The following is a 20,182-nucleotide window of genomic DNA, read 5'->3' on the forward strand; positions in this document are numbered from 1 at the left end:
CGGCTCGATCAGGTCAAGCACTTCGTCGTCCAACAAGAAATCCAGCAGGCGAGGTTCGCGGAAATGCGGCACGTCCAGGTCGTCGGATCCGTATCGTTCGAGAAGCTCCTCGAACAAGGACTTGAGTGCCTCGAATTTCCCCGGCTGCAGTATCGGGCGATGTATCTGGAGAAAGCCGTCCCGCTCGTACCGGGCCACCTCGTCGGCCGAAAGCCGGTTACGCTGAAGAGGATCTGGTTGGTCCACACAAGCCTCCAACGGACAAAGGCGCGTTCCGATCGTCCGGTACGGTGTAGGCGAAGGTGATCGGGATCTCCCGCATAGTCACCCGCCGACCGCAACGTATCCACTGCACTTCTTGGCACTTATGTAGTTCCGCTTCTGCGCGGTCAACCACGCATATGCGGATGGCTGGATAGCGCTACACGACGAAACGCTTTGCGCCGCTGTTACGCGGTCGAAGGCATCGGGGCTGTGTACGACTCCAAGGCAGCTTCCGCTCGGAGCGGGCCGGCCCCGCTCGCGCGCGGTGAGACGGATTACACCTTGACCCCACGCCGAATCGGCACTCATCTAGCGCCAAGTCGCTGCACGGCGATTATCGGAGGAGGAGATGGAACGATGAACTCTGTTCGGGGCACGAGGCAGCGTCGGGGCTATCGCGGTTATCGTCCGGCCTCTATCCGAAACCCGCGGCCTGCGGTCGCTTACCACCTCGCTGATTGTGCCCTCATCAAGCGTACCGCATCCTGCACGACCGCCGCCGAGTTCTGACGTGCCTACGCCCGGCGCGCCGCTTCCACGCAAGGTCTGGTTAATCGTAGCCTTGCTCTTCTGCACCGGCTTCCTGAACTACCTGGACCGGCAGACACTCTCCATCCTGAAGGCGACGCTCAAGTCGGTCTTCGATTTCGACGACTCCGGCTACTCCACGCTGATTGCGGCGTTCATGGTGCCCTACATCATCATGTACGTGGTAGGCGGCCGGATCGTGGACCGGTTCGGCAGCCGGCTCTCCATGACCGTGTTCATCGCGAGTTGGTCGGTCGCGAACGCGCTGGGAGGCCTCGCCCAATCGCTTGGACAGCTCGGTGGCGCCCGAGCACTGCTGGGAGCTGCCGAGGCGGGGACCTTTCCCGCATTCCAGCGTGCGATCATCTCCTGGGTGCCATCGGAGCGCAGAGCGTTCGCCATGAGCTTGGTCGCGCCGAGCACGACGCTGGGTGCCGTGGCGGCGCCGCCGCTGATCGCGGCGCTCACGCTGCATCTGAGTTGGCGTGGCGCTTTCATCTTGCCCGGCGTGCTGGGACTGCTCCTCGCGCTGGCCTGGTGGTTCGCCGATCGCGGGGCTCCCGCCGAGGCGGAAATCCGCGAGTCGGGCGCCGCCTCCTTCGGCGAGGTGCTCCGCGAACGTCGCTTATGGGGAGTGGTCGCCGCCCGAGGCCTGAGCGATCCGGTCTGGTACTTCCACCTTTTCTGGATCCCCGGTTACCTGCAGGAGCGTCTAGGGCTTTCCCTAGCCCAGCTTGGCGCGGTAGGCTGGATCCCGACCGTTACGGCATCGGTCATCTGCATAGCAGCCGCACACCTGACCGATCAAAGGGTTGCGCGGGGGCGTGATCCGATCAGCTCGCGCCTTCTCTTCTTCTACTCGGGCGCGGTACTGGCGCCAATCGGTGCGCTAACGACGCTCGCGCCGAACCTCGCCGTCGCGCTCCTGCTGATCACGATCGTGACTGTGGCCTGCCAGCTCTGGTTTTTCGGAACCGGCCCCCTTCTCGCCGACATGCTGCCTGCCCGCATCAACGCGTCCGCCTTCGGCGTCATCGGCGCGTTCGGCGCAAGCACCGGCTTGATCCTCAACTTCGCTGCCGGACCGATCATCGAGCAGCTGGGCTATGCAGTGGTCTTTGGCGGCCTCGCTCTGCTCCATCCTATCGCCGCGCTCGTCTTGTGGCTCTCTATCGTCGCGGATCGTCGGCGCACCGCCGACCGCGGAGAGCCGCAGGCCGTAGGTTGACGGGATCGGTCGTGCGTGCGGCCGGCGGAGGCTTGGCTGACATGTGGGAGGCGCGGACCCGGGTGGCCATGCCCCTCCTTCTCGGAGGCGCGGGGGCCGGTGGCGCTAAGATCGTGGTCGGAGTCGCACGCGGTCGCACCAAATCTCTGCGAACCGAGCGCATCCCGACGAGAGAGCCCGAGAAGACCCTCCGAGAGGTCATCGACCTCTTCCGCACGGCAGAAATCGACCTGGGCGCGCTGTCGGCCACTGGCGTCGCCAGCTTCGGGCCGCTCGGGGTCAATCCGTCCAGGTCCAGCTGAGGTCGGGTCGGGGCGACCCCAAAGCCCGCCTGGAAAGGCGCGAACATGACCGCACCGTTGCTGCAGGCGGTCAACTGTCCGGTGGGGCTGCATACTGACGTGAACGGGACGGCACTCGCGAAAGGTCCCTGGGGAACCTTGTACCGCACGTCCCGCATCAATCTACTAAACGGTGGGCGCCGGTATCGATCATCCATGGCCACCCGGTTCACGACCTTCGCCATCCGGAGATGGGCCATTGCCGTCTGCGACGACCTCCGGAGGACCGGACGTTCACCGGCATCTGCCCTTTTCATGCTTCCAGCCGAGGGCTTGGCTGGCAGGCCGGCTATCCGAGCACGAAGGGAGACCGACTTGTCCGGGATGTCGCCCGATCGCCGTGCACACGACGTGATCGCGTTCTACCTCACGCAGATCGTGATCATGAACCAGGCGATGCTCGGCCCGGAACAAGTCAACTTGCGTGGCGGGGTGCTCCGCGCGCCTGGGCTGAACGAGCGTGTCCGCGCCCACGCCGCCAGCCTTGTTCGCGGCTACTGCCGCGTATCGGACGATCAATATGAGGCCATCGTCGCGGCGCCGACGCTCAGCGGCCGGGCCGCACCGCTCTGGGCGATGGAACCAGCTCGCCGCGCGCTTTCCGCTTCCCGCGGTTAGCGATCCGTAGTTCGCCGGAGGACCGGGTTCGTCGATCTCGGCCGCGAAATCAGCCCGTCGCCCGGTCAGGCACGCGTCACGCGCCGGAACCGGGCGATGGCGCAGCACACCGAAGTGGCTGGATTGTGCCTTAGAAGCGTATACGCCCACCAAAGGAGATGCGCCTGTCGGTGATGGACAGATCGCGCAGGCGCTCCTCGATGCCGGTGAAGCGGACTTGCTTGGTGCGAAGCAGGTTGACGCCGTCGAGCACGAGGCTGAAGTTCGGGGAGAAGTCGTAGCTTATGGAAGCGTCCAGGTACCCCGCGGGCGCGATGTACTCGAATATGTTCAAGGGCAGGGCTTGGTTGCCGCCTTCGCCCGTCTCCGCGAACCGGCTGCGCCAGCTGTAAGCGACCCGGGTCGAGAAGCCGCCCCGCTCGAAGTAGCCGATCAGGTTGGCGGACTGCTTCGACAGCCCGCCGATCGGTTGCCCGCTGGTCGTCGACGAATCGGAATAGGTATAGTTCGCGATGACGCCGAAACCCCTGACCGCCTCCGGCAAGAACGTGAGGGGCAGCTGTACCCCGACTTCGAATCCCTTGATCTTGCCGCCGCCGGCGTTGACCGGCTGGGTGATCACGAAATCGGTGTCGCCGTCGAGCTGCGTGACGCCCGGGATCGGGCCGGTGAACGTCCGCGCGGCGGTGAAATTCTCGACGTCCTTGTAGAACGCCGCGAACGAGAAAAGCGTTTCCCGAGTGGGGTACCATTCCAGCGAGACGTCCACCTGCTTCGCCAGGAACGGATCGAGCTGGGGGTTGCCCAGGGAAGCCACGCCCGATGACAGGTTGATGTTGTATCCGGTGGCCAGCGACGCCTGCGCCGGCCGTTGCAGAACGCGCGCGGCCGCGATGCGGAGCAGCAGATCCTGACGGAGATTGAAGGTGATGTTCGCGGCGGGTAGCCAGCGTTCGTCGACGTTGCTCCCCTCAACCGGCGTGACGACGCCGTTATTGTTGAACAGGCCGCGGGAGGTGATTTCGGTCCGCACATAGCGCACGCCGGCGTTCGCCCTGAACGGCAGCGATCCGATATCCCCGGAGAAGTCGGCCATGACGTACGCCGCCTGCGTGTCCTCCTTGATGTCGGACTGCTCCGGGACCGAGTTGATCAGTCCGCCGAAGTCGCGGATGTTGAAGGCGTCCAGGTACGCGGTTGATCCGACGTCCGGATCATCGGCCGGGTAGCGGTGGATGAGCCAGCCGCGAGGGAAGGTGCCGCCCTCGTCCTCGAACAGTCGCCACGGATAGGGGGCGTTGAAGGTGTTCAGGGGGGCGTCGGCGATCGTCAGACGCCGGCCGGTTGCCTGGTCGTAGAACGCGGGATTGGCACGGTTGCCCGTTTGGTTGGCCGTCTGGCCGACGCGGAACGTGTCGTCGCGTGTCGTCAGCCTGACGCCGGCCTTGATGCTCTGCAAAATGCCGGACTCGACGCGGTAGTCGAAATCGAGCCTGCCCGCGATCTCCTCGGACGCGCCGTCGAATACTCGATCCTGCGCGAGGTTTGGCACGTACAGCGCCGGCGAGAAAAGGTCGTAAGGGGAGCCGTTCGCGTTGGTAAGCGCAAGCGTCGGCGGTACGTCCTCGCCCGTGAACCTGAAGTCCACGGTTGCCGGCTGGACTCCCTCGAAACGCAGGAACTGCGAAATGAGCTTGAAGTCCGACTTAGCGTAGTTTGCGTCCGCCGTTACGGTGAGGCGTCCGGCCTCCCAACGAGCGTTGCCGCCGAACGTGTACAAGTTCAGCGGCTCCGACTCGTACCGTCCGTCGATCTCGACTCGTTGGTTGGTGAACACGCCGCCCAACAGGCTTCCTTGGTCACTGATCACGAGCGACCCGGGCACGAACGAACCCGGATTGTTGGAGAGCGTGCGAAACCAGGCGTTGCGGAACACGTTTTCGAAGCGGGTGTACGTTCCGTCGAAGCGCACCTCGAAGCGATCGCTCGGCCTCCACTGGATCGTCCCATCGACACCGTAGCGCGTGCGCTCGCCGTCTTGCGTCCGGTATCGCAGATCGGCCGGACGAATCACGTCACGGTTCTGGGCCGTGTCACCGGGGTTGAAGTCGAAGCCCGTGTTCACGGACAGCGTATCGCGCCGCCAGCCGGAGAGCGCCTGGAAGTAGTCCGACCGCACGTGCCGGCGCTGGTATGCCCCGCTGAGCGCGACGCCCAGAGTGTCGTCGGCGAACTGATCGCTCGCGAAGAACGACACCCGCGGATCGAGCTTCTCGGCGTAGTCGGCGTAGAGACCCTCGACGCCGATCGAGACTACCGGCTTGCCGTCCAGCGGCTTGCGCGTGACCAGATTGACGGTTCCGCCAAGAGCGCCCTCGGGTTGGGACGCCAGTGGCGATTTGAAGACCTCGATCGTCTGGAAGAACTCGGCAGCGAGGTTGCGGAAATCGAAGTTGCGAGAGTTGGCGCCGACCTGGACACGGCCGTTGATGGTGGTTTGGGCCGTGAGACCTCTGATGTTGACGCCGCGCCCCTCGCCCTCGTCCCGCGTGATCTGCACGCCCGTGACACGCTGGATCGACTCCGCGATGTTGTCGTCGGGTAACTTGCCGATGTCGTCGGCGGTGATCACGTCGACGACCTGGTCCGCACTCCGCTTCCGGTCGATCGCTTGCGCGAGGCTTGCCCGGATACCGGTTACGATGATGTCCTGAGCAGGCTCGTCGGTCGAGGTCTGCTCGGCCGCTCCGGGTTCAGCCGTTTGTGCCGCCGCCGGGCAGGCCAGCATACCAATCAAAGCCGACGTCGCCGCCACCGAAGCCAGCAGGCGCCCGCGTGCGTGAACCCTCATCAGAGCCTCCCCTTAGTGCCGCGATCACTCCGCGTATCTTTGGTGCTACTAAAGTGCCGTATTACGGGTCCGTCAAGCCCTATTCTCGAGTTGGGACTCGCCTTGGAGAGACACGCGCCAGCGGGCTTTACGTTTCATGAGCGGGGATCGGACGCGCGGTAACTTTCGCCTAGACAGCTCGTCGTTGGTACGCGTACAGTGCCACCAAGCCAGTTGTGGGCAGGTCGCGCCTGACAATGGGAGGGGACAAGACGCGCATGTCGAAGCAGGTTCTATGGCTGCTCGTCGCCAGCGCGCAGGCTCGTGACGTCGCCTACGTTGTCCCGACCGTCGCCTGGATGGCGACGGATGCCGGAGCCCTGCTTGAGGTCTATCTGGAGAGCGAGCGTGACGGTCGGCTTTTCGCCGAGACGGGCAGCACGGTCTTGGGCGGGCAGCATCACCTTCAGTTCAACTACCTGTGCGCCGCGTTCGACGTCCGCGTCGTCCGGTACGGAGCAGGTGCCGTCTTCGACTCGTCGGTCGCCGCTTTCGGGCTCCCCGTCCTGGCGGAGGCCGAGACGCCGTCTGAACTCTACGCGGCGCTGATGCGGTCCGGATCGGTTGGCCGGGTCGAGGCGGTCATCGTCGGTCCGGCTGCGGACGCCGAGCCCGCCCTGGGCAACGGATCGCGCCTACAGGCTTACCTCTTCCCGGAGATGCTTTTTCGCCGGGGACTCGGCGTATCGACAAATGACGCGAAGGAGGCCGCAGAACTCGCCCCGGACGTTCCGGTTCTGAGTTTCTACCGTGGACGATCAGCCGCCGATCGGACGCAAGACGGCCTCGTCCGGTTCGAAGACGTGGATCAGGCGCAACCCGACGACACGCTCGGCTCCGTGACGCTTCGGATCGCGTCGCGCTGGGCCGGAAGCGCGGGCGGGGTTGTCTTCGCAGATCCCCCGGCGGTGCTCGCGCAACTCGCGTCGCACTGCCGTCATCGACGAGTCGCGGTGTACGAACCTTTGACGCCGAAACCGCCGGCCGAGATCGAGTTCTCACATTACACGGAGAACGCGTCCCCCGTCGCCGCGGCGGCGGCCGAGCTCGCGCTTCGAACCGGTAACCGGGTGATTACGGGCCGTCAGACCGGCGATGGCGACATCTTCGAATGGTCCAAGCGGGGCGTCAGCATCCAGATCATCGACCCGAACCGGCCCGCTTTCCCCGTTGTGGAGACCGTGCCCCACCGTTGGGCCGAGCCGCTCCCGGATCCTTCCTCGGACGATCCCGACGACGCGCAACTGCAACAATGGGCCGACGAGGGGCGCGTGCTCACATCGATCGTGTTCCACTCGGGCGAGGTCGCGCATAACGAGGCGATGCTCGCGCTGATCGAGCTGGCCGGATGGTCGGGCCTGAAGCTCGGGATCGGAGCGCATGCGGCACGCTACCAGACCGCTCCGCAGACATGGGAACTCCTGCAGGTTCCTCCCGGTCGCGGCGGAGCTCGTGGACTCGTCGAGCCCGTCCTCCACAGCGGCGGTCTCGGCGTGCTGGCGGAGTGCGAGTGCCCGGCCACGCTGCTTCGGCAGAACTGCACGGAGGCGCTCCACCGCATCCGCGACCTGGCCGGGTCGGGTGGGACGCCGACCGGCTACTACGCGTTCATGGATTCGAATTTCGATCGACTCGATCGGGTTCGCGGCGACCTGTTCAGCGCGATCGCGGACGCAGGCCTCGACTACATCGTCTCCTCGGCGCTTCCCGGGCGCAATCGCATACTGTGGAAGTCGCGGGACGCCGGTACGCTGAGCATCAACCAGACCCCGCGAACCATCGAAGGTGCTTCGCCGTTCGTCCGCGCGACGACGCCGGAGAATATCGGGCTCGCATTGGGGGCATCGGGCGCGGGCTGGATCCTCGCCACCTTCGACGCGCCCGTCATCTCGTTCTCGCCTTACATCTGGCGAGAGGGAAGCCGGTTCATGGCCGTGATAGACGAGCTCAGGCGCGGCGACCGGATCAACGTGCTGCCGCGGACCATCGCGCGCTACGCCCGGGTGCTCGATGGGCGCGGTGTGCTTCCCGCCCCGGTCGCGACCGGCAGCGAAGATGTGCGCGCGGCATGATGATCCGGACCACGAGCGCCACCGACGACCGTCCGGCGGCCAGGGACCGTCGTTTCACGAGCGACGCGGTCGAGCGCTTCATCGACGAGGTCGAGGGCTCGATCGCCGATCCGGAACTGGCCAGGTTGTGGCGGAACTGCTTTCCGAACACGCTGGACACCACGATCACGCACGTTCCCGCCGACGACACCGGGGCGCCGGACACGTTCGTCATCACCGGCGACATTCCCGCGATGTGGCTGCGCGACTCCACTGCGCAGGTTTGGCCGTACCTGCCGCTCGCCTCCGACGATCCGGCGCTCGCCCGCCTGATCGCGGGGGTCGTGCGCCGCCAGGCCCGCTGCATACTGCTCGATCCTTACGCGAACGCCTTCTACCGCGAGGCCGAGCTAGGGACGTGGCGCGACGATCTCACGGAGATGCGACCAGGTGTCCACGAGCGTAAATGGGAGCTCGACAGCCTTGCCTACTTCCTCCGCTTGTCGAGCGGCTACCACCGCGCGACCGGCGACGGCGTCGTGTTCGATGACGCGTGGCTGGAGGCTGCCGAGCTCGTGGCGCGAACGCTGCGGGTGGAGCAGCTTGGGCCGTTTCGCGATCAGGGCTCGACGTACAGCTTCCGGCGCCTCTGCGATTTCGGGGACTCCCTTCCTAATGGCGGTGCCGGCGATCCGTCGAGAGCATGCGGCATGGTGCGCAGCGCGTTTCGCCCTTCGGATGACGCCTGCAAGCTCCCGTTCCTTGTGCCGGCCAACCTCATGGCCGCGACTGCGCTGGCCGACGTGGTCGAGCTACTGGAGACGATGGGGCGGCCGACCCTCGCGACGGAATACCGGTCGCTGGCGCGTGAGATCGGGAACGCGGCCGAGGCGCATGGAACGGTGGAGCATCCGGCACACGGGCGGATCTGGGCTTACGAGGTCGACGGCTTCGGCGGGTCCTACCTCATGGACGACGCCAACGTCCCTTCGCTCCTGGCGCTGCCTTATCTCGGCGTCTGCGATCGGAACGACGATCGCTACCGTCGTACGCGAGCCTTCTGCCTCAGCGCCGACAACCCCTATTTCGCGGCGGGCGGCCAAGCGCGCGGCGTGGGTAGTCCGCACACCGGAGTGGGAACCGTTTGGCCGATCGCGATCACGATGCAGGCCCTCACCTCGGACGACGAAGGCGAGATACTCGCCTGCCTCGGCATGCTGCGGTCCACCCACGACGGCACCGGGTTCATGCACGAAAGCCTGGATCCCGACGCGCCCGCGAAGTTCACGCGTCCCTGGTTCGCCTGGGCCAACACCCTGTTCGGCGAGCTGATCGCCACCGTCTATCGAGAGCGCCCTCAGCTGCTGCGCTCGCCCCTCCCGTCAATGGACTAGCCGAGCGCATGCCCCTCTCGCAGAACGAAGCGGAAATCCGCGAATTCGACCTTGTCGTCGTTGGTGGTGGGCTGTCGGGCCTCTGCGCGGCGATTGGCGCCGCGCGCGAAGGAGCGAGGGTCGCCTTGGTCCAGGATCGACCGGTGTTCGGCGGCAACTGCTCGAGCGAGGTACGGGTGGTTCCGCACGGCGCCAACCACAGCAACGCGTGGGCGGGCCATACGGGGGTGACGCTCTCGCTTCTTCTCGAGGATCGAGCGTCCAATCACGAGGCGTTTCCCGATCACGGGATGATCAACTCGCATTTCGACTTCACGCTGCTCCAAGCGGCGCATCGTGAGCCGAACCTGACGTTCCTGCTGAACACCGTCGTCCGCGCCGTCGACAGCGAGCCCTTGCCCGAATCGTCGGGGAACTCCGAGCCCACCTCCAACGGGCTCGGCCGCATCGGTGGCGGGGACAGGCGTATACTGGCCGTGCATGCGACACAAATGGGTAGCGAGAAGGAGATTCGCCTCGTGGCGCCCCAGTTCATCGACGCGACCGGCGACGGCACGGTGGGCCACCTCGCCGGTGCGGATTACCGCTACGGCCGAGAGGCTCGCGACGAGTTCAACGAGTCCCTCGCGCCGGTCCTTCCGGACGATGTCACCATGGGCGCGACGATCACCATGCGCGCGCGGGATGTAGGCCGACCCGTCGACTACGACCCGCCGCCCTGGATCGAACGCTACGAGACGGCGGCCGACATCGGCTTCAAGCGGACGCTGTACCACCTCAACAAGCCGGTCTACGGTGGCTACTGGTGGCTCGAGGTGTGCAACCCCTTCCACCAGATCGACGACAACCCGGAGGTGCGCCACGAGCTGCACCGGCATGTGCTCGGCATCTGGAACTACATCAAGAACCACTCCGAGCATCGTGAGCAGGCGCGCAACTACGCACTGGACTGGGTCGGCATGATCCCGGGCAAGCGCGAGAGCCGTCGCCTCATGGGCGACGTGATGATGACCGAACACGACTGCCACAATGATCGCGGCTGGCCGGACGCGATAGGATATGCGGGCTGGTGGATCGATCTCCACATCAAGGGCGGCATTCTGAATAAGAAGGATCCCGGCGAACGCGAAAACGCCGACAAGAACTACAAGCACTGGATCCGGATACCGACCTTCACGCTGCCGCTCCGCGCCTTTTACAGCCGGAACGTCGTGAACCTGTGGATCGCGGGGCGTTGCTTCAGCACCACGCACGTGGCGCTGGGCCCCGCCCGGGTTATGCAGACGTTGGGCCAATTGGGCCAGAGCGTCGGCATGGCCGCCGCGGGCGCGGTCGCGGCGGACGTGCTCCCCCGCGAGTTCGCGGCGCACAACGGTCCGCATCTCGCCCCGTATCAACAGCGCCTGCTTCGCGCTGACGTCCGCGTTCCTGGCATCGTCAATCGCGACCCGGCCGACCTCGCCTTGAATGCCAGCGCGACCGCCAGCAGCGAAGCGCGTCTCGATCTTCAGCGCGCGAACGAGACGACCTGGTACTGGTTGGGCGAGGACGCGGGACCGGGGCGCATGGCGTCGCCCGGCCTTGGAATGGTCGTGCCCCTGACCGAGGCCCGACTGGACTCCGTAGAGTTCTACCTGCGCAGCGAGGCTGAAGCGCCGCAGCGTCTGCAGGTGGTCGTGCAGCGTCTGAACAGGATCTGGGACAGGGTCGACGATCTGCCGATCGTCGCTCGCGGCCGGATCGAGATCGAGCCGGGGGCGCGGGGCTGGCACGCCGCCCGTCTGGACGCCGCCGTCGAGCCCGGTCACCCATACCGTATCGCGATCCTGGGCGGCGAACATGTGGGGTGGGCGGAGGCCGTCGAGTGGCCGGCCGGCACGACGCTGCAGTACCTCTATGTCTCCTCGGGCGGGCCGGAGCCGCACAACGCGCATCTCGAGGCCTTCGCGCCGGACGAGGTCCACATCCCCGCCTACCGGCACTGGCGCCAGCTCCGCGCCGCCCTCGCGATGCGCACGTCGCCGGATCAGCGGCCGTTCGGTGCAGGGAACGTAAACAACGGTGTCGCTTGGCCCGAACGGCTCCCGGGCCTGTGGATGTCCGATCCGGAACTATCGATGCCTCAGCGGCTGGATCTCGAGTTCCCCGAGCCGCGACCGGTATCATCCGTGCGGCTGTCGTTTGACACGAACTTGGCGCGTTTCACGCAATCGGAAGCCGCGTTCTTTCGCGCGCCCGAGTGCGTGCGCGACTTCCGCCTTCTCGCCCTGGAAGGCGACGGCTGGCGCGAGGTCCATGTCGAGCGCGGCAATTATCAACGGCACAGGGTCATCGACTTCCCGGAGGTGACGACGTCGGCTCTTCGCCTGGAAGTCGAGGCGACGAACGGTGCGCCCGAGGCTCGCCTGTATGAGTTTCGAGCCTATTCGAGCATATCCGATTAGGTCGCCTCGCCCGCCGCCGTCCGGCTAGGCGGGCCAAGTCCAGGCGAACGCCTCGCGCGCCGTCCGCCCCTCAACTCGACAGTCGAGCGGCTCCCCGCTATGCGGGGCCGACCGCGTCGAGGCTTCCCGCCGCCTCGCGCGGGCGTCTCCGGCGTTCCACCACGTTCCGAAGCGGTGAACAGGTAACAGCATTTCGATGTCGCGCGCCAAGTCTTCAACGCCCGAGAACGGCATCCATGCGCGCGGGCTTCCCGCCCAGCCCAACAACAGCCTGATCACCGGCATCGATTGTCTGCAGCAGCTTGTCGGCGCCGGTGGGCCGATCGGATCGCGCGAGGTCGCGCGACGCATGGGGCTGACGCACACGCGGGTAAACCGCATCCTGGGCACGCTCGCCTATATGGGCCTGCTCGAGCGCGATGCGGACCGCCGTTACCGGCCCGGCCCACGCCTTCACGCGCTGGCGGCCCAGAGCATGATGGCGTCGGGCCTCCTTCCTGCCGCCCTGCCGACCCTCAAGGAACTGCGTAGCGACGGTTATACGGTGGCGCTCGGCACCATATGGAACGGACAGGTCTGCTACCTCTTCCACGAACGGCCGGGTCAATCCATCGAGGGCGCGATCCTGAGGCATGAGCTGTGGCCGGCGGATCACTCGACGATCGGCGTCGCGCTTCTCGCCGCCCAGGACGGTCCGCCGGGGCCGATCCCGCCTGCGCCTGGCAATGTTCCCGAATCGCTGCTTCCGGGCCAGGATATCGAGACGACCGTGGAGGCGGCGCGCAAACGGGGTTACGCCGTGCTCAAGTTCGAAGATGACATCGTGTCGATCGGCACCACGATCGGGCATCCCCCCGTCGCGGGGGTGGCGATCTCGAGCCGTCATATCGGCGACAACTTCATCCCTGACATCTCCAAGCGGCTTCAGGCGGCCGCGGATGCGATCGAGCAGCGACTGGCCAGCGGCGGCTAGATCGGCCGCTAACCCGTCAAGCGCTCGATCTAGGCTAACCTGGTGCGCCTAGAGCACCAGTAAAGGGATGGCTGGTTTCCCTTGTGCCGAACGCGGTTGGGCCGGCTGACATTCTGTTTGCGTCGTTGCCGTGAGAGCGCAGAGGGCGATCGACGCATCTCGAAGCCCCTTGCCGAAACAGATTAGGCTGCTCTATGGTGCGAATATAGTACCGGTTCAGCGTGGCAGTCGACCTGCGAACCAGCCTGGGCGAGGAGCGGAATGGATCGGCGCACTTTCTCGGTCATGCTCGCCGCCTCGGGCGCCGCTCTGATCGGGTCCCGGGCGGCAGGCTTCGTCCCTAGCTCGGGGCGACCGCAGCCGTTCATCAGGCGCGGGCCTCGAGGCGACCTGCTGCGTGACGGTCGCACTTTCCGCTTCATCGGCGCGAACATGCCGGAGGTGACCCACATCCGTACGGATTGGGACCTGGAGCAGGGCGACCGTTTCCGCCTGCCCACCACCGACGAGATCGACTGGATCGTCGAGGCGGCCGCCCAGGCCAACTTCAAGGTGATCCGGACCTGGTGCTTCCCCAGCTTCCTTCAGCCCGAGAACCCGGCGTCGACGCACTACTTCCATCGCAACCCCGACGGGATCACCGTCACGCTGGACGAGCCTCGTTTCAGGCTTTTCGACTATTTCCTCGCTCGCTGCCGGGAGCTCGGCGTCTACGCCCAGGTGCCGTTCGTCTTCCTCATCGGCGTGGATCAATGGGCGGACGCTGCCGGCGACCCGCATCCGCAACTGCTGGACTTCGTGGAAAAGGTGATCGGCCGCGTCAACACGAGGACGGGCGTCCGCTACCGGGACGACCCGACCATCTTCTGCTGGGAAAGCGGCAACGAGGCGAAGCCGACGGCGCGCTGGATCGCGGCGCTCGCCGCCTTCGTGAAGCGGCTCGATCCCAACCACCTGTTCATGGACGGCCGCTGGGGCGCGAGCGACATCTACGATAGCTACCGCGACCCCGCGCTCGCCCGGAACCGCGACATCGACATCGTGTCCGTGCATACCTACGAGCGGCGGCCGAAGGGTTGGACCAACCCCCGGATGATCGGAGAGCTCAACCGGCTGCTCCGCGCCCAGGGCAGGGCGCTCGACGTCGGCGAGATCGACCCGAACACCTCCGTCGACGAACTCGCCGCCATCCTGAAGGCCACGATCGACGGCGGTGTAGCGAGCGCCTCGTGGTGGTCGTTCAAGGGAGCTCGCGCGAAAGGCGGCTACACGCATTGGAACGGCAAGGAGTGGGGGGGCAACGACGACCTGAAGTGGCCCGGTTTCGTGAGCCCGCTCGAAGGGGTGAAAGTCGAGAAGGCGAAGCTCGACCTGCTCTGGAGCGCCGCGTACGCGATCGAGGGTAGGAGGCGGCCCGCGGCCCTGCCGGCGCCCACGCCCGCCAAGCTTCTGCCCATAAGGGACGTCGGCCATATCAGCTGGATCCCCGGCACGGGCGAGCAGGTCGCGGACGTCGAGCGTTCGACGCGCCCCGACGGCGGTTTCGCCGTGATCGCGAGCGCGTTCGAGACCTTCCGCGCGTCGACCTACGACTTGTACTGCGACGCGACCGCAGAGCCCGGACAGCGCTACTATTACCGGATCCGCAGCCGCAACAGCGGGGGCATGGCCCGCTACTCGAACGTGGTCGGCCCGGTCGCCGTGCCGGCCAGGTGGCTCGTCGACGATCTCTGGGACCTTGAAAAGACCAGCAGCCACTCGCGCGCTTGTCGGATCGAATCGGACTACGACCTCGTCCCTTACCACGCCGACTTGTCCGTGCTCACCAGCACCGATGGGGAGGCTTCGGTCATCTATGGTCTGGCGGGAAACCTCTCCACGCTCCGCCTGATCTCAAACCGCGACACCGCCAGCCTGTTCATCGAAGCGTCGGCGGACGGCCGCTCGTGGTCGCCGATCAGGACCCGTCGGCGGGTCCATCCACCGTTCCATGCCGAGTTCAAGGGGCACCCGCGCATCACCCACGAAGCCGACGGGTTGGAAGCGAAAGCCTATACCCATGTTCGCCTGCGCTTCGGGCGCGAGGACGCGATCTCCAGGGTCGAACTGAGCCATGCCTGACCTCGGAGGCGCGATCGGACCAGACGATCGTCCTGGTCACGATGCGCCTCCTGACGAGCACCGACGAGAGGAGTCTTGATGAACAGCGTCCCGCCGTCCCGGAATGCCGCATGTCACGTCGGCGCTCCCTCGAGCCGCTTGCGGCGTCGCCCAGGCCTACTCCGCCACGCGCGGGCCACCTTGGCCGGCCTGGCCGGGGCTCTCGCCCTGTTCGGTGCGGCTCCGGCTGCCGCTTCGGACGCCACTCCGGCGAACCCGAGCGCCATCCCGAAGGCGAGGGAGGTCCAGGCCATGTTGGCCTCGCTCACGCGACGCTCCGCGGACCGCCTGATCTCCGGCCAGTTCGCCGGCTACCCGAACGTGAACGATCTCGGCACGAACAACTTCGACATGGAGTATCTGCACGAGATCCATCGACGGAGCGGGGTCTATCCGAAGCTCACGGGGGCCGACTTCACCGGACGGACCGCCGCGAACGACAGCAACACGCGCACGTTTCGTTATGAAGCCGTCCTCCCGGCCCTGAAAGCCTGGTGGGCCAAGGGAGGCTACGTCACCACCTTCAGCCATTTCCCCCGTCCCGACACCTACGATCCGGCGACGCGCGCCGGTCCCAACATGCGAACCCCGGACGGCGGATACGACATGGCGCGCATCCTTCCCGGTGGCCCGGACCGGGCCAAGTGGGTCGCGATCATGGACCAGGAGATCGCCGCGCTCACCGATCTCCAACGCTCGGGTGTGGTTTCGCTCCACCGGTTGTTCCCTGAGATGAACGGCAACTGGTTCTGGTGGTGCGACCAGAAACCCGAGGTGTTCAAGCAGGTCTGGCGCGACGCCTTCGACTACTACAAATCCAAGGGCGTCAACAACGCCCTGTGGGTGTTCAACACGACGCGCTTGGCCAACCAATACTACCCTGGGGACGACTATGTCGATTTCGTGAGCGTCAATCTCTACGATTTCTACTGGCCGACGCAGGAGCAGTATGAAGGTTTCCTGTCGCTCGGGAAGCCGTTCGGGATCTTCGAGTTCGGCCCGGGCACCACGGATCCGGCGGCTCAGTTGGCCGCTCCGGTGCTGGGTGGAGCGAAGCGGGTGGCGCCACCCAACAACTACGACTGGCGCGACCTCGCGACCAGGATCAAGAGGGACTACCCTGAAACGTCCCTCTTCATGGTCTGGCACGACGGCTTCAAGATCGGCAATGGAAGGTATGTCCGGGAGTTCATGAACGACCCCTGGATGTTGAATCTCGGCGATCCGGTCGAACCCAGGCGTAAATAGCGCAGCGGCCCCCAAATGGATGCGGCGAACCGAAGCGCGCGCCGGGCCGTGAACGACGAACGGGAACGTCCGCGATCGGCGAGCCCTCGCCACGGCGGCGGACACCAAGGCGCGATCGCGGCTATGCCGGATAAGACTGAGATCGTTCGGACGACGCTTACGAGACGGAGAAAGCCGATGAGGCCGCTACTGACGCTTCCTTTGCTCCTTCTGGCCGGAGTTGCGGCTGCGCAGCCGGCGGTCGTCGGGCAACCCGTGGTTTCCGCCCCGGTCGGGCAGGGTCGCTGGACGCCGGAACGTGCCCAGGCATGGTACGCCGCCCAGCCCTGGATCGTGGGCGCGAACTTTCTCCCCTCCACGGCCATCAACCAGCTCGAGATGTTCCAGGCCGACACCTGGGATCCGCGCACGATCGACCGCGAGCTGGCGCTTGCCCGCTCGACCGGCATGAACACGGTGCGCGTGTACCTCCACGACCTGCTCTGGGATCAGGACCGCGCCGGCTTCATCAAGCGCATCGACGAGTTCCTCTCCATCGCGCATCGGCACGGCATTCGGCCTGTGCTGGTCCTGTTCGATAGCTGCTGGGACCCGGACCCGCAGCTCGGGCCGCAGCGCCGCCCGCTGCCCGGCGTCCACAATTCCGGCTGGGTCCAATCGCCCGGGCGACGCAGGCTCGTTGACCGTACCGAGCATCCACGCCTGCTGACCTATGTACGCGGTGTCGTGGGCCGGTTCGCGAAGGATGACCGCATTCTCGTGTGGGACGTTTGGAACGAGCCGGACAATGGCGGCGGAGGCAGCTACGAGGCGCTCCAACTTCCGGATGAGAAGGCGATGGTGGCGGAGCTCCTGCCGCGCGCCTTCGCCGCGGCTCGCGAGGCAGGTGCGACGCAGCCGCTCACGTCGGGCGTATGGACGGGCGGGAGCTGGGCCCCGGACTCGGCGACGCTTGACGAGATCCATCGCATCCAGCTGGCGCAGTCGGATGTGATCAGCTTTCACCACTACGGCTGGCCCGAGGGCTTCGAAGAACGCATAGCGGAGCTCCGGCGCTATGGACGTCCGGTCTTGTGCACCGAGTGGTTGGCGCGGGGCTTCGGCTCAACCGTGGATATGATTTTGCCGATCGCAAAGCGGGAGAGGGTGGCGGTGATCAACTGGGGCCTAGTCGACGGGGACAGCCAAACGCGCTTTCCCTGGGACAGCTGGGAGCGGCCCTACGTCACGCGCGACCCTGCCGTGTGGCACCATGACCTGTTCCGCGTCGACGGCACGCCCTACCGACGTCGGGAGATTGAGCTCTTTCGCGAGTTGACCGGGCGAGGACAGGGGACGCCCGCGGCTTCCACGCGCAGGTGATGAACGCATCTCCTTGCGGGCGGCGATGCGTTCGTCACCTGCGCGCTTACCGGCTCGGCGCGCTCCGTTCGGGTCTTCTCCGACGACGCCGACACGCTATTCGTCCGGGGTCGCGCCGATGGGCGGGCCCGGGATTCCGCGCGTACCGAACGGCTCGTTCAAGCGCCGCTACATGGGGAGTTTAGCGGGCATCCCCGCGTCGTGCTCCGCACTGATCGATAGGATGCCTATCATTCCAGCATCTGCGCCTCCTTCGGGCCAAGCGACGCGTCATCGTGGTTCGAGATCAGCTATGCACAATGTACGTGACACTGCCCCGGCTGTCGTGACGGATTCCGCACATCGGGATGACCACGCTATGCCGGCTGAACGTCACTGCTGACGACTCGCTGAAGCTGGAGCTGACGTGCTCACCCGCCCCATTCTAAGCCGACGCTCGATGACTCGGCTACTACGCCGGCAGCATGGAGTTCGTGCCGAACGACACGCGAGCAATGGCGCAGGACGTCAGTAACGCACTCGCGACGGTCGGCCGCGACCCCGACCGGGTCCAGTGCTTCGCCGCCCTGCCGACGCCCGACTCCGAACGGTTCGTGGAGGGACTGAAGCGCGGGGTGACGAAGCTCAGCGCGAACGGCGCGCTGATGTTTGGCCGCGTCGGACGGGCCCTGGAAGCGAGGCCGCTCGGCGCGCTCCGGGGCACGACGGAGCAGCTCAGCGCGATGGCGTTCGGCGTGGCGAGCGCGACCAATGCCGATCTACTCCGCTTCGGCGTCCTGCACCATCGCTCCCGAGCGAGTCTCGTGTCAGCGGTCGCCGACGGACGAGCATAGCGTGTTTGGCGCGTCCCTGGCCGCCTCCTTCCTGCCTTCGCCGAACGCGCGGTCGGGGCGTCGCTCCCGAAACGCACGCTCCAGCCCCGAGCCGTTCGGGTCGCCCGGCATCCGCACGTCGGTGACGACCGCGCGCACGTCGCCACGGGCGTCAAGCCGCGCCAGCGCCTCCGGCCCGCTCGCCGCCGCGATCACCTCCTAGCCCGCATCCTCGAACATGTCGGTCGTGAGCATGCGCAACGGCGGCTCGTCATCGACCACCAGGATCAGGAGCGGTCGCGGTCGGTGCCGCTCATCCATGCGCGGCGAACGCGCCTAATCAGGAACGGATCTAACCGGGAGAGGAGCTCAACGGCAGCCGTCCTCTCTCCCTCAGTACCCGCGTTCCCGCGCCCAGACCACGGCGGCGCTGCGCTTGTTGACGCCGATCTTGCCGTAGAGGCGGGCAACGTGGTTGCGCACGGTGTTGCGCGATAGGCCGAGCCGTTCGGCGATCGCGCCGTCGTCCAGGCCCTCCCCGATCAGGTGCGCCACGTCCTTCTCGCGGACGCTTAGGTCGACCGGGGTCTGGATCGCGCCTGTCCCACGCGGATTGCGCAGCTCCGCCAGCTTCTCCATGACGGTGCGGCTGAACCAGCTCGCATCCTTCATCACCGCCTCCATGGCATCGGCCAGCTCCAGCTCGCTGTGCCGCCGCGCGGTGATGTCCTGGAAGAGCCAGACCACGCATTCGGTGCCGTGCCGGCAGATACGCTCGGCGGATAGGAGGCAGTCGATCGCGCGACCCTGTCGGTCGAGCAGGCGCATGTCGCGCCCGCGCAGGCCGCCGCGGCTCCCGATCTCGCGCAGGATCGCGTCCCGCTCGGCCGCGTCGCCCCAAACAGGCAGCTCGGCCAGTGGCTCGCCGGAGACGGTCCCTGCGGGGAACGCCGTCATGCGCCCGAACGCGTCGTTCGCGTCGACGATGCGGCCGGACGCGGCTTCCGTGATCAGCATGGGCACGGGCGCCATGCGGAAGACCGCCTCGAAATGCTCCTCGCTGCGCTTGAGCGCCTGCTCCGCGCGCCGGCGCGGCTCCAGGTCGGCGAAGGTCAGCAGCATGCAGGGCTGGTCGGCGAGCTCAATCGGCTGGCCGGCCAGGATGACGAGGCGGGTAGGTCCAGCCGCGGTCGGCAGCTCGGCCTCCATCTGCGGGATCGTCTCGCCCGCTTCCAACTTGCGCTTGGCGAGCCCGGCGCGCTCGGCCCCGTCCAGCACGCCGATGTCGAGGAGGCTGCGCCCGATCACAGCGTCGCGCGAGAAACCGGAGAGTTCCAGGAAGCCGCGGTTCGCCTTGATGTAGCGGTGATCGGACAGGCGCACGATCAGGGCCGGCGCGGGGTTGGCCCCGAACATGGCATCGAACCGGTCCTCGGCCTCGAACCGGTCGGACACGTCCTGGATCACCAGCGCCAGGCAGTCGGGCTCGCCGCCGTCATCGTCCATCTGAACGTCGCGGACATGGTGGACCCAGCGCGGCTCGTTCTGGCCCAGCGGGGCGACCTCGACCACAAGGTCCGGGAAGCTCTCGCCGGCCAGGAGCCGCATGATCGGGTACTCGCGGCGCGGCAGCCGGTGGTGGTTGCGGTAGCGCAGGCAGAAGCGTTGGCAGTAATCATCGGCCGTCGCGCCGATCTCCTCGGGGGCGGTAACACCGTGCATCGCTAGTGCTGCCGGGTTGGCCCAGAGGATGGTGCCGGACGGGTGCACCAGGATCACGCCCGCGCTCAAGCCGTCCACCAGCTGGCGCAGGTGGCCGAGCGTGGCCTCGGACAGGGCAGGGGGCGTTAAGGCGTTCACACCGATACT

Annotated in this window: 14 protein-coding genes (1 of these 14 only partly in view); 10 read left to right on the plus strand and 4 right to left on the minus strand. The window is 66.5% G+C overall.

Annotation, left to right across the window (positions count from 1 at the left end; genetic code table 11):
- Positions 1 to 246 carry the start of a phytanoyl-CoA dioxygenase family protein gene (locus tag CKY28_RS12795; protein WP_095998768.1) on the minus strand. The gene continues 504 nt to the left of window position 1, outside the view, so 246 of the gene's 750 nt are visible here — the first part of the coding sequence; it begins with the start codon at positions 244 to 246; its stop codon lies beyond the left edge, outside the window.
- Positions 247 to 826: 580 nt separating this feature from the next.
- Between CKY28_RS12795 and CKY28_RS12800 the strand changes: the two genes are divergently transcribed.
- A complete protein-coding gene (locus tag CKY28_RS12800) occupies positions 827 to 2,020 on the plus strand; it encodes an MFS transporter (protein WP_176473084.1) in 1,194 nt (397 codons plus the stop codon).
- Between the two features lie 656 nt (positions 2,021 to 2,676).
- Positions 2,677 to 2,979: an acetate and sugar kinases/Hsc70/actin family protein gene (locus CKY28_RS12810; RefSeq protein ID WP_141243927.1), complete on the plus strand. Its 303-nt coding sequence runs from the start codon at positions 2,677 to 2,679 to the stop codon at positions 2,977 to 2,979.
- A gap of 130 nt (positions 2,980 to 3,109) precedes the next feature.
- Here CKY28_RS12810 and CKY28_RS12815 read toward each other — a convergent pair whose 3' ends face one another.
- Positions 3,110 to 5,830, minus strand: coding sequence for a TonB-dependent receptor (locus CKY28_RS12815; protein WP_095998772.1), 2,721 nt, complete (start codon positions 5,828 to 5,830; stop codon positions 3,110 to 3,112).
- 257 nt (positions 5,831 to 6,087) lie between these two features.
- Here CKY28_RS12815 and CKY28_RS12820 point away from each other — a divergent pair, with 257 nt between their 5' ends.
- The 8 genes from CKY28_RS12820 (at position 6,088) to CKY28_RS12855 (ending at position 18,334) form a co-directional block, all read left to right on the plus strand.
- A complete protein-coding gene (locus CKY28_RS12820; RefSeq protein WP_141243928.1) occupies positions 6,088 to 7,941 on the plus strand; it encodes a hypothetical protein in 1,854 nt (617 codons plus the stop codon).
- On the plus strand, positions 7,938 to 9,314 hold the full coding sequence (locus CKY28_RS12825) for a glycoside hydrolase family 125 protein (RefSeq protein WP_217989588.1): 1,377 nt from the start codon (positions 7,938 to 7,940) through the stop codon (positions 9,312 to 9,314). Before CKY28_RS12820 ends, CKY28_RS12825 begins: the two co-directional genes overlap by 4 nt.
- Before the next feature lie 8 nt (positions 9,315 to 9,322).
- On the plus strand, positions 9,323 to 11,758 hold the full coding sequence (locus CKY28_RS18965; protein ID WP_095998774.1) for an FAD-dependent oxidoreductase: 2,436 nt from the start codon (positions 9,323 to 9,325) through the stop codon (positions 11,756 to 11,758).
- A gap of 196 nt (positions 11,759 to 11,954) precedes the next feature.
- Positions 11,955 to 12,731 carry an IclR family transcriptional regulator gene (locus CKY28_RS12835; RefSeq protein WP_095998775.1) on the plus strand — a complete coding sequence of 259 codons (777 nt, stop codon included), beginning with the start codon at positions 11,955 to 11,957 and terminating at the stop codon, positions 12,729 to 12,731.
- Positions 12,732 to 13,172: 441 nt separating this feature from the next.
- On the plus strand, positions 13,173 to 14,852 hold the full coding sequence (locus tag CKY28_RS12840) for a glycoside hydrolase 5 family protein (RefSeq protein WP_141243929.1): 1,680 nt from the start codon (positions 13,173 to 13,175) through the stop codon (positions 14,850 to 14,852).
- Positions 14,853 to 15,032: 180 nt separating this feature from the next.
- Positions 15,033 to 16,139: a glycoside hydrolase family 26 protein gene (locus CKY28_RS12845; RefSeq protein WP_176473085.1), complete on the plus strand. Its 1,107-nt coding sequence runs from the start codon at positions 15,033 to 15,035 to the stop codon at positions 16,137 to 16,139.
- A 177-nt stretch (positions 16,140 to 16,316) separates the two neighbouring features.
- A complete protein-coding gene (locus CKY28_RS12850) occupies positions 16,317 to 17,501 on the plus strand; it encodes a cellulase family glycosylhydrolase (protein ID WP_095998778.1) in 1,185 nt (394 codons plus the stop codon).
- Between the two features lie 464 nt (positions 17,502 to 17,965).
- Entirely contained in the window at positions 17,966 to 18,334 is a 369-nt protein-coding gene (locus tag CKY28_RS12855; RefSeq protein WP_141243930.1) for a hypothetical protein, read from the plus strand.
- Here the strand turns inward: CKY28_RS12855 and CKY28_RS12860 are convergent.
- Entirely contained in the window at positions 18,308 to 18,529 is a 222-nt protein-coding gene (locus tag CKY28_RS12860) for a response regulator (protein WP_095998780.1), read from the minus strand. The genes CKY28_RS12855 and CKY28_RS12860 overlap by 27 nt on opposite strands.
- Before the next feature lie 177 nt (positions 18,530 to 18,706).
- The gene (locus CKY28_RS12865) at positions 18,707 to 20,173 is read right to left on the minus strand and encodes a helix-turn-helix transcriptional regulator (protein ID WP_095998781.1); all 1,467 of its coding nucleotides are present in this window, start codon (positions 20,171 to 20,173) and stop codon (positions 18,707 to 18,709) included.
- Between the last annotated feature and the right edge of the window lie 9 nt (positions 20,174 to 20,182).

The sequence above is a fragment of the Sphingomonas lenta genome (genome assembly GCF_002288825.1).
Taxonomy (GTDB): domain Bacteria; phylum Pseudomonadota; class Alphaproteobacteria; order Sphingomonadales; family Sphingomonadaceae; genus Sphingomonas; species Sphingomonas lenta.

Coding starts and splice junctions, on each gene's coding strand:
- CKY28_RS12820 (WP_141243928.1), top strand. CDS start 6,088: ATGTCGAAGCAGGTTCTATGGCTGCTCGTCGCCAGCGCGCAGGCTCGT.
- CKY28_RS12835 (WP_095998775.1), top strand. CDS start 11,955: ATGTCGCGCGCCAAGTCTTCAACGCCCGAGAACGGCATCCATGCGCGC.
- CKY28_RS12815 (WP_095998772.1), bottom strand. CDS start 5,830: ATGAGGGTTCACGCACGCGGGCGCCTGCTGGCTTCGGTGGCGGCGACG.
- CKY28_RS12850 (WP_095998778.1), top strand. CDS start 16,317: ATGAGGCCGCTACTGACGCTTCCTTTGCTCCTTCTGGCCGGAGTTGCG.
- CKY28_RS12825 (WP_217989588.1), top strand. CDS start 7,938: ATGATGATCCGGACCACGAGCGCCACCGACGACCGTCCGGCGGCCAGG.
- CKY28_RS12855 (WP_141243930.1), top strand. CDS start 17,966: ATGGAGTTCGTGCCGAACGACACGCGAGCAATGGCGCAGGACGTCAGT.
- CKY28_RS18965 (WP_095998774.1), top strand. CDS start 9,323: ATGCCCCTCTCGCAGAACGAAGCGGAAATCCGCGAATTCGACCTTGTC.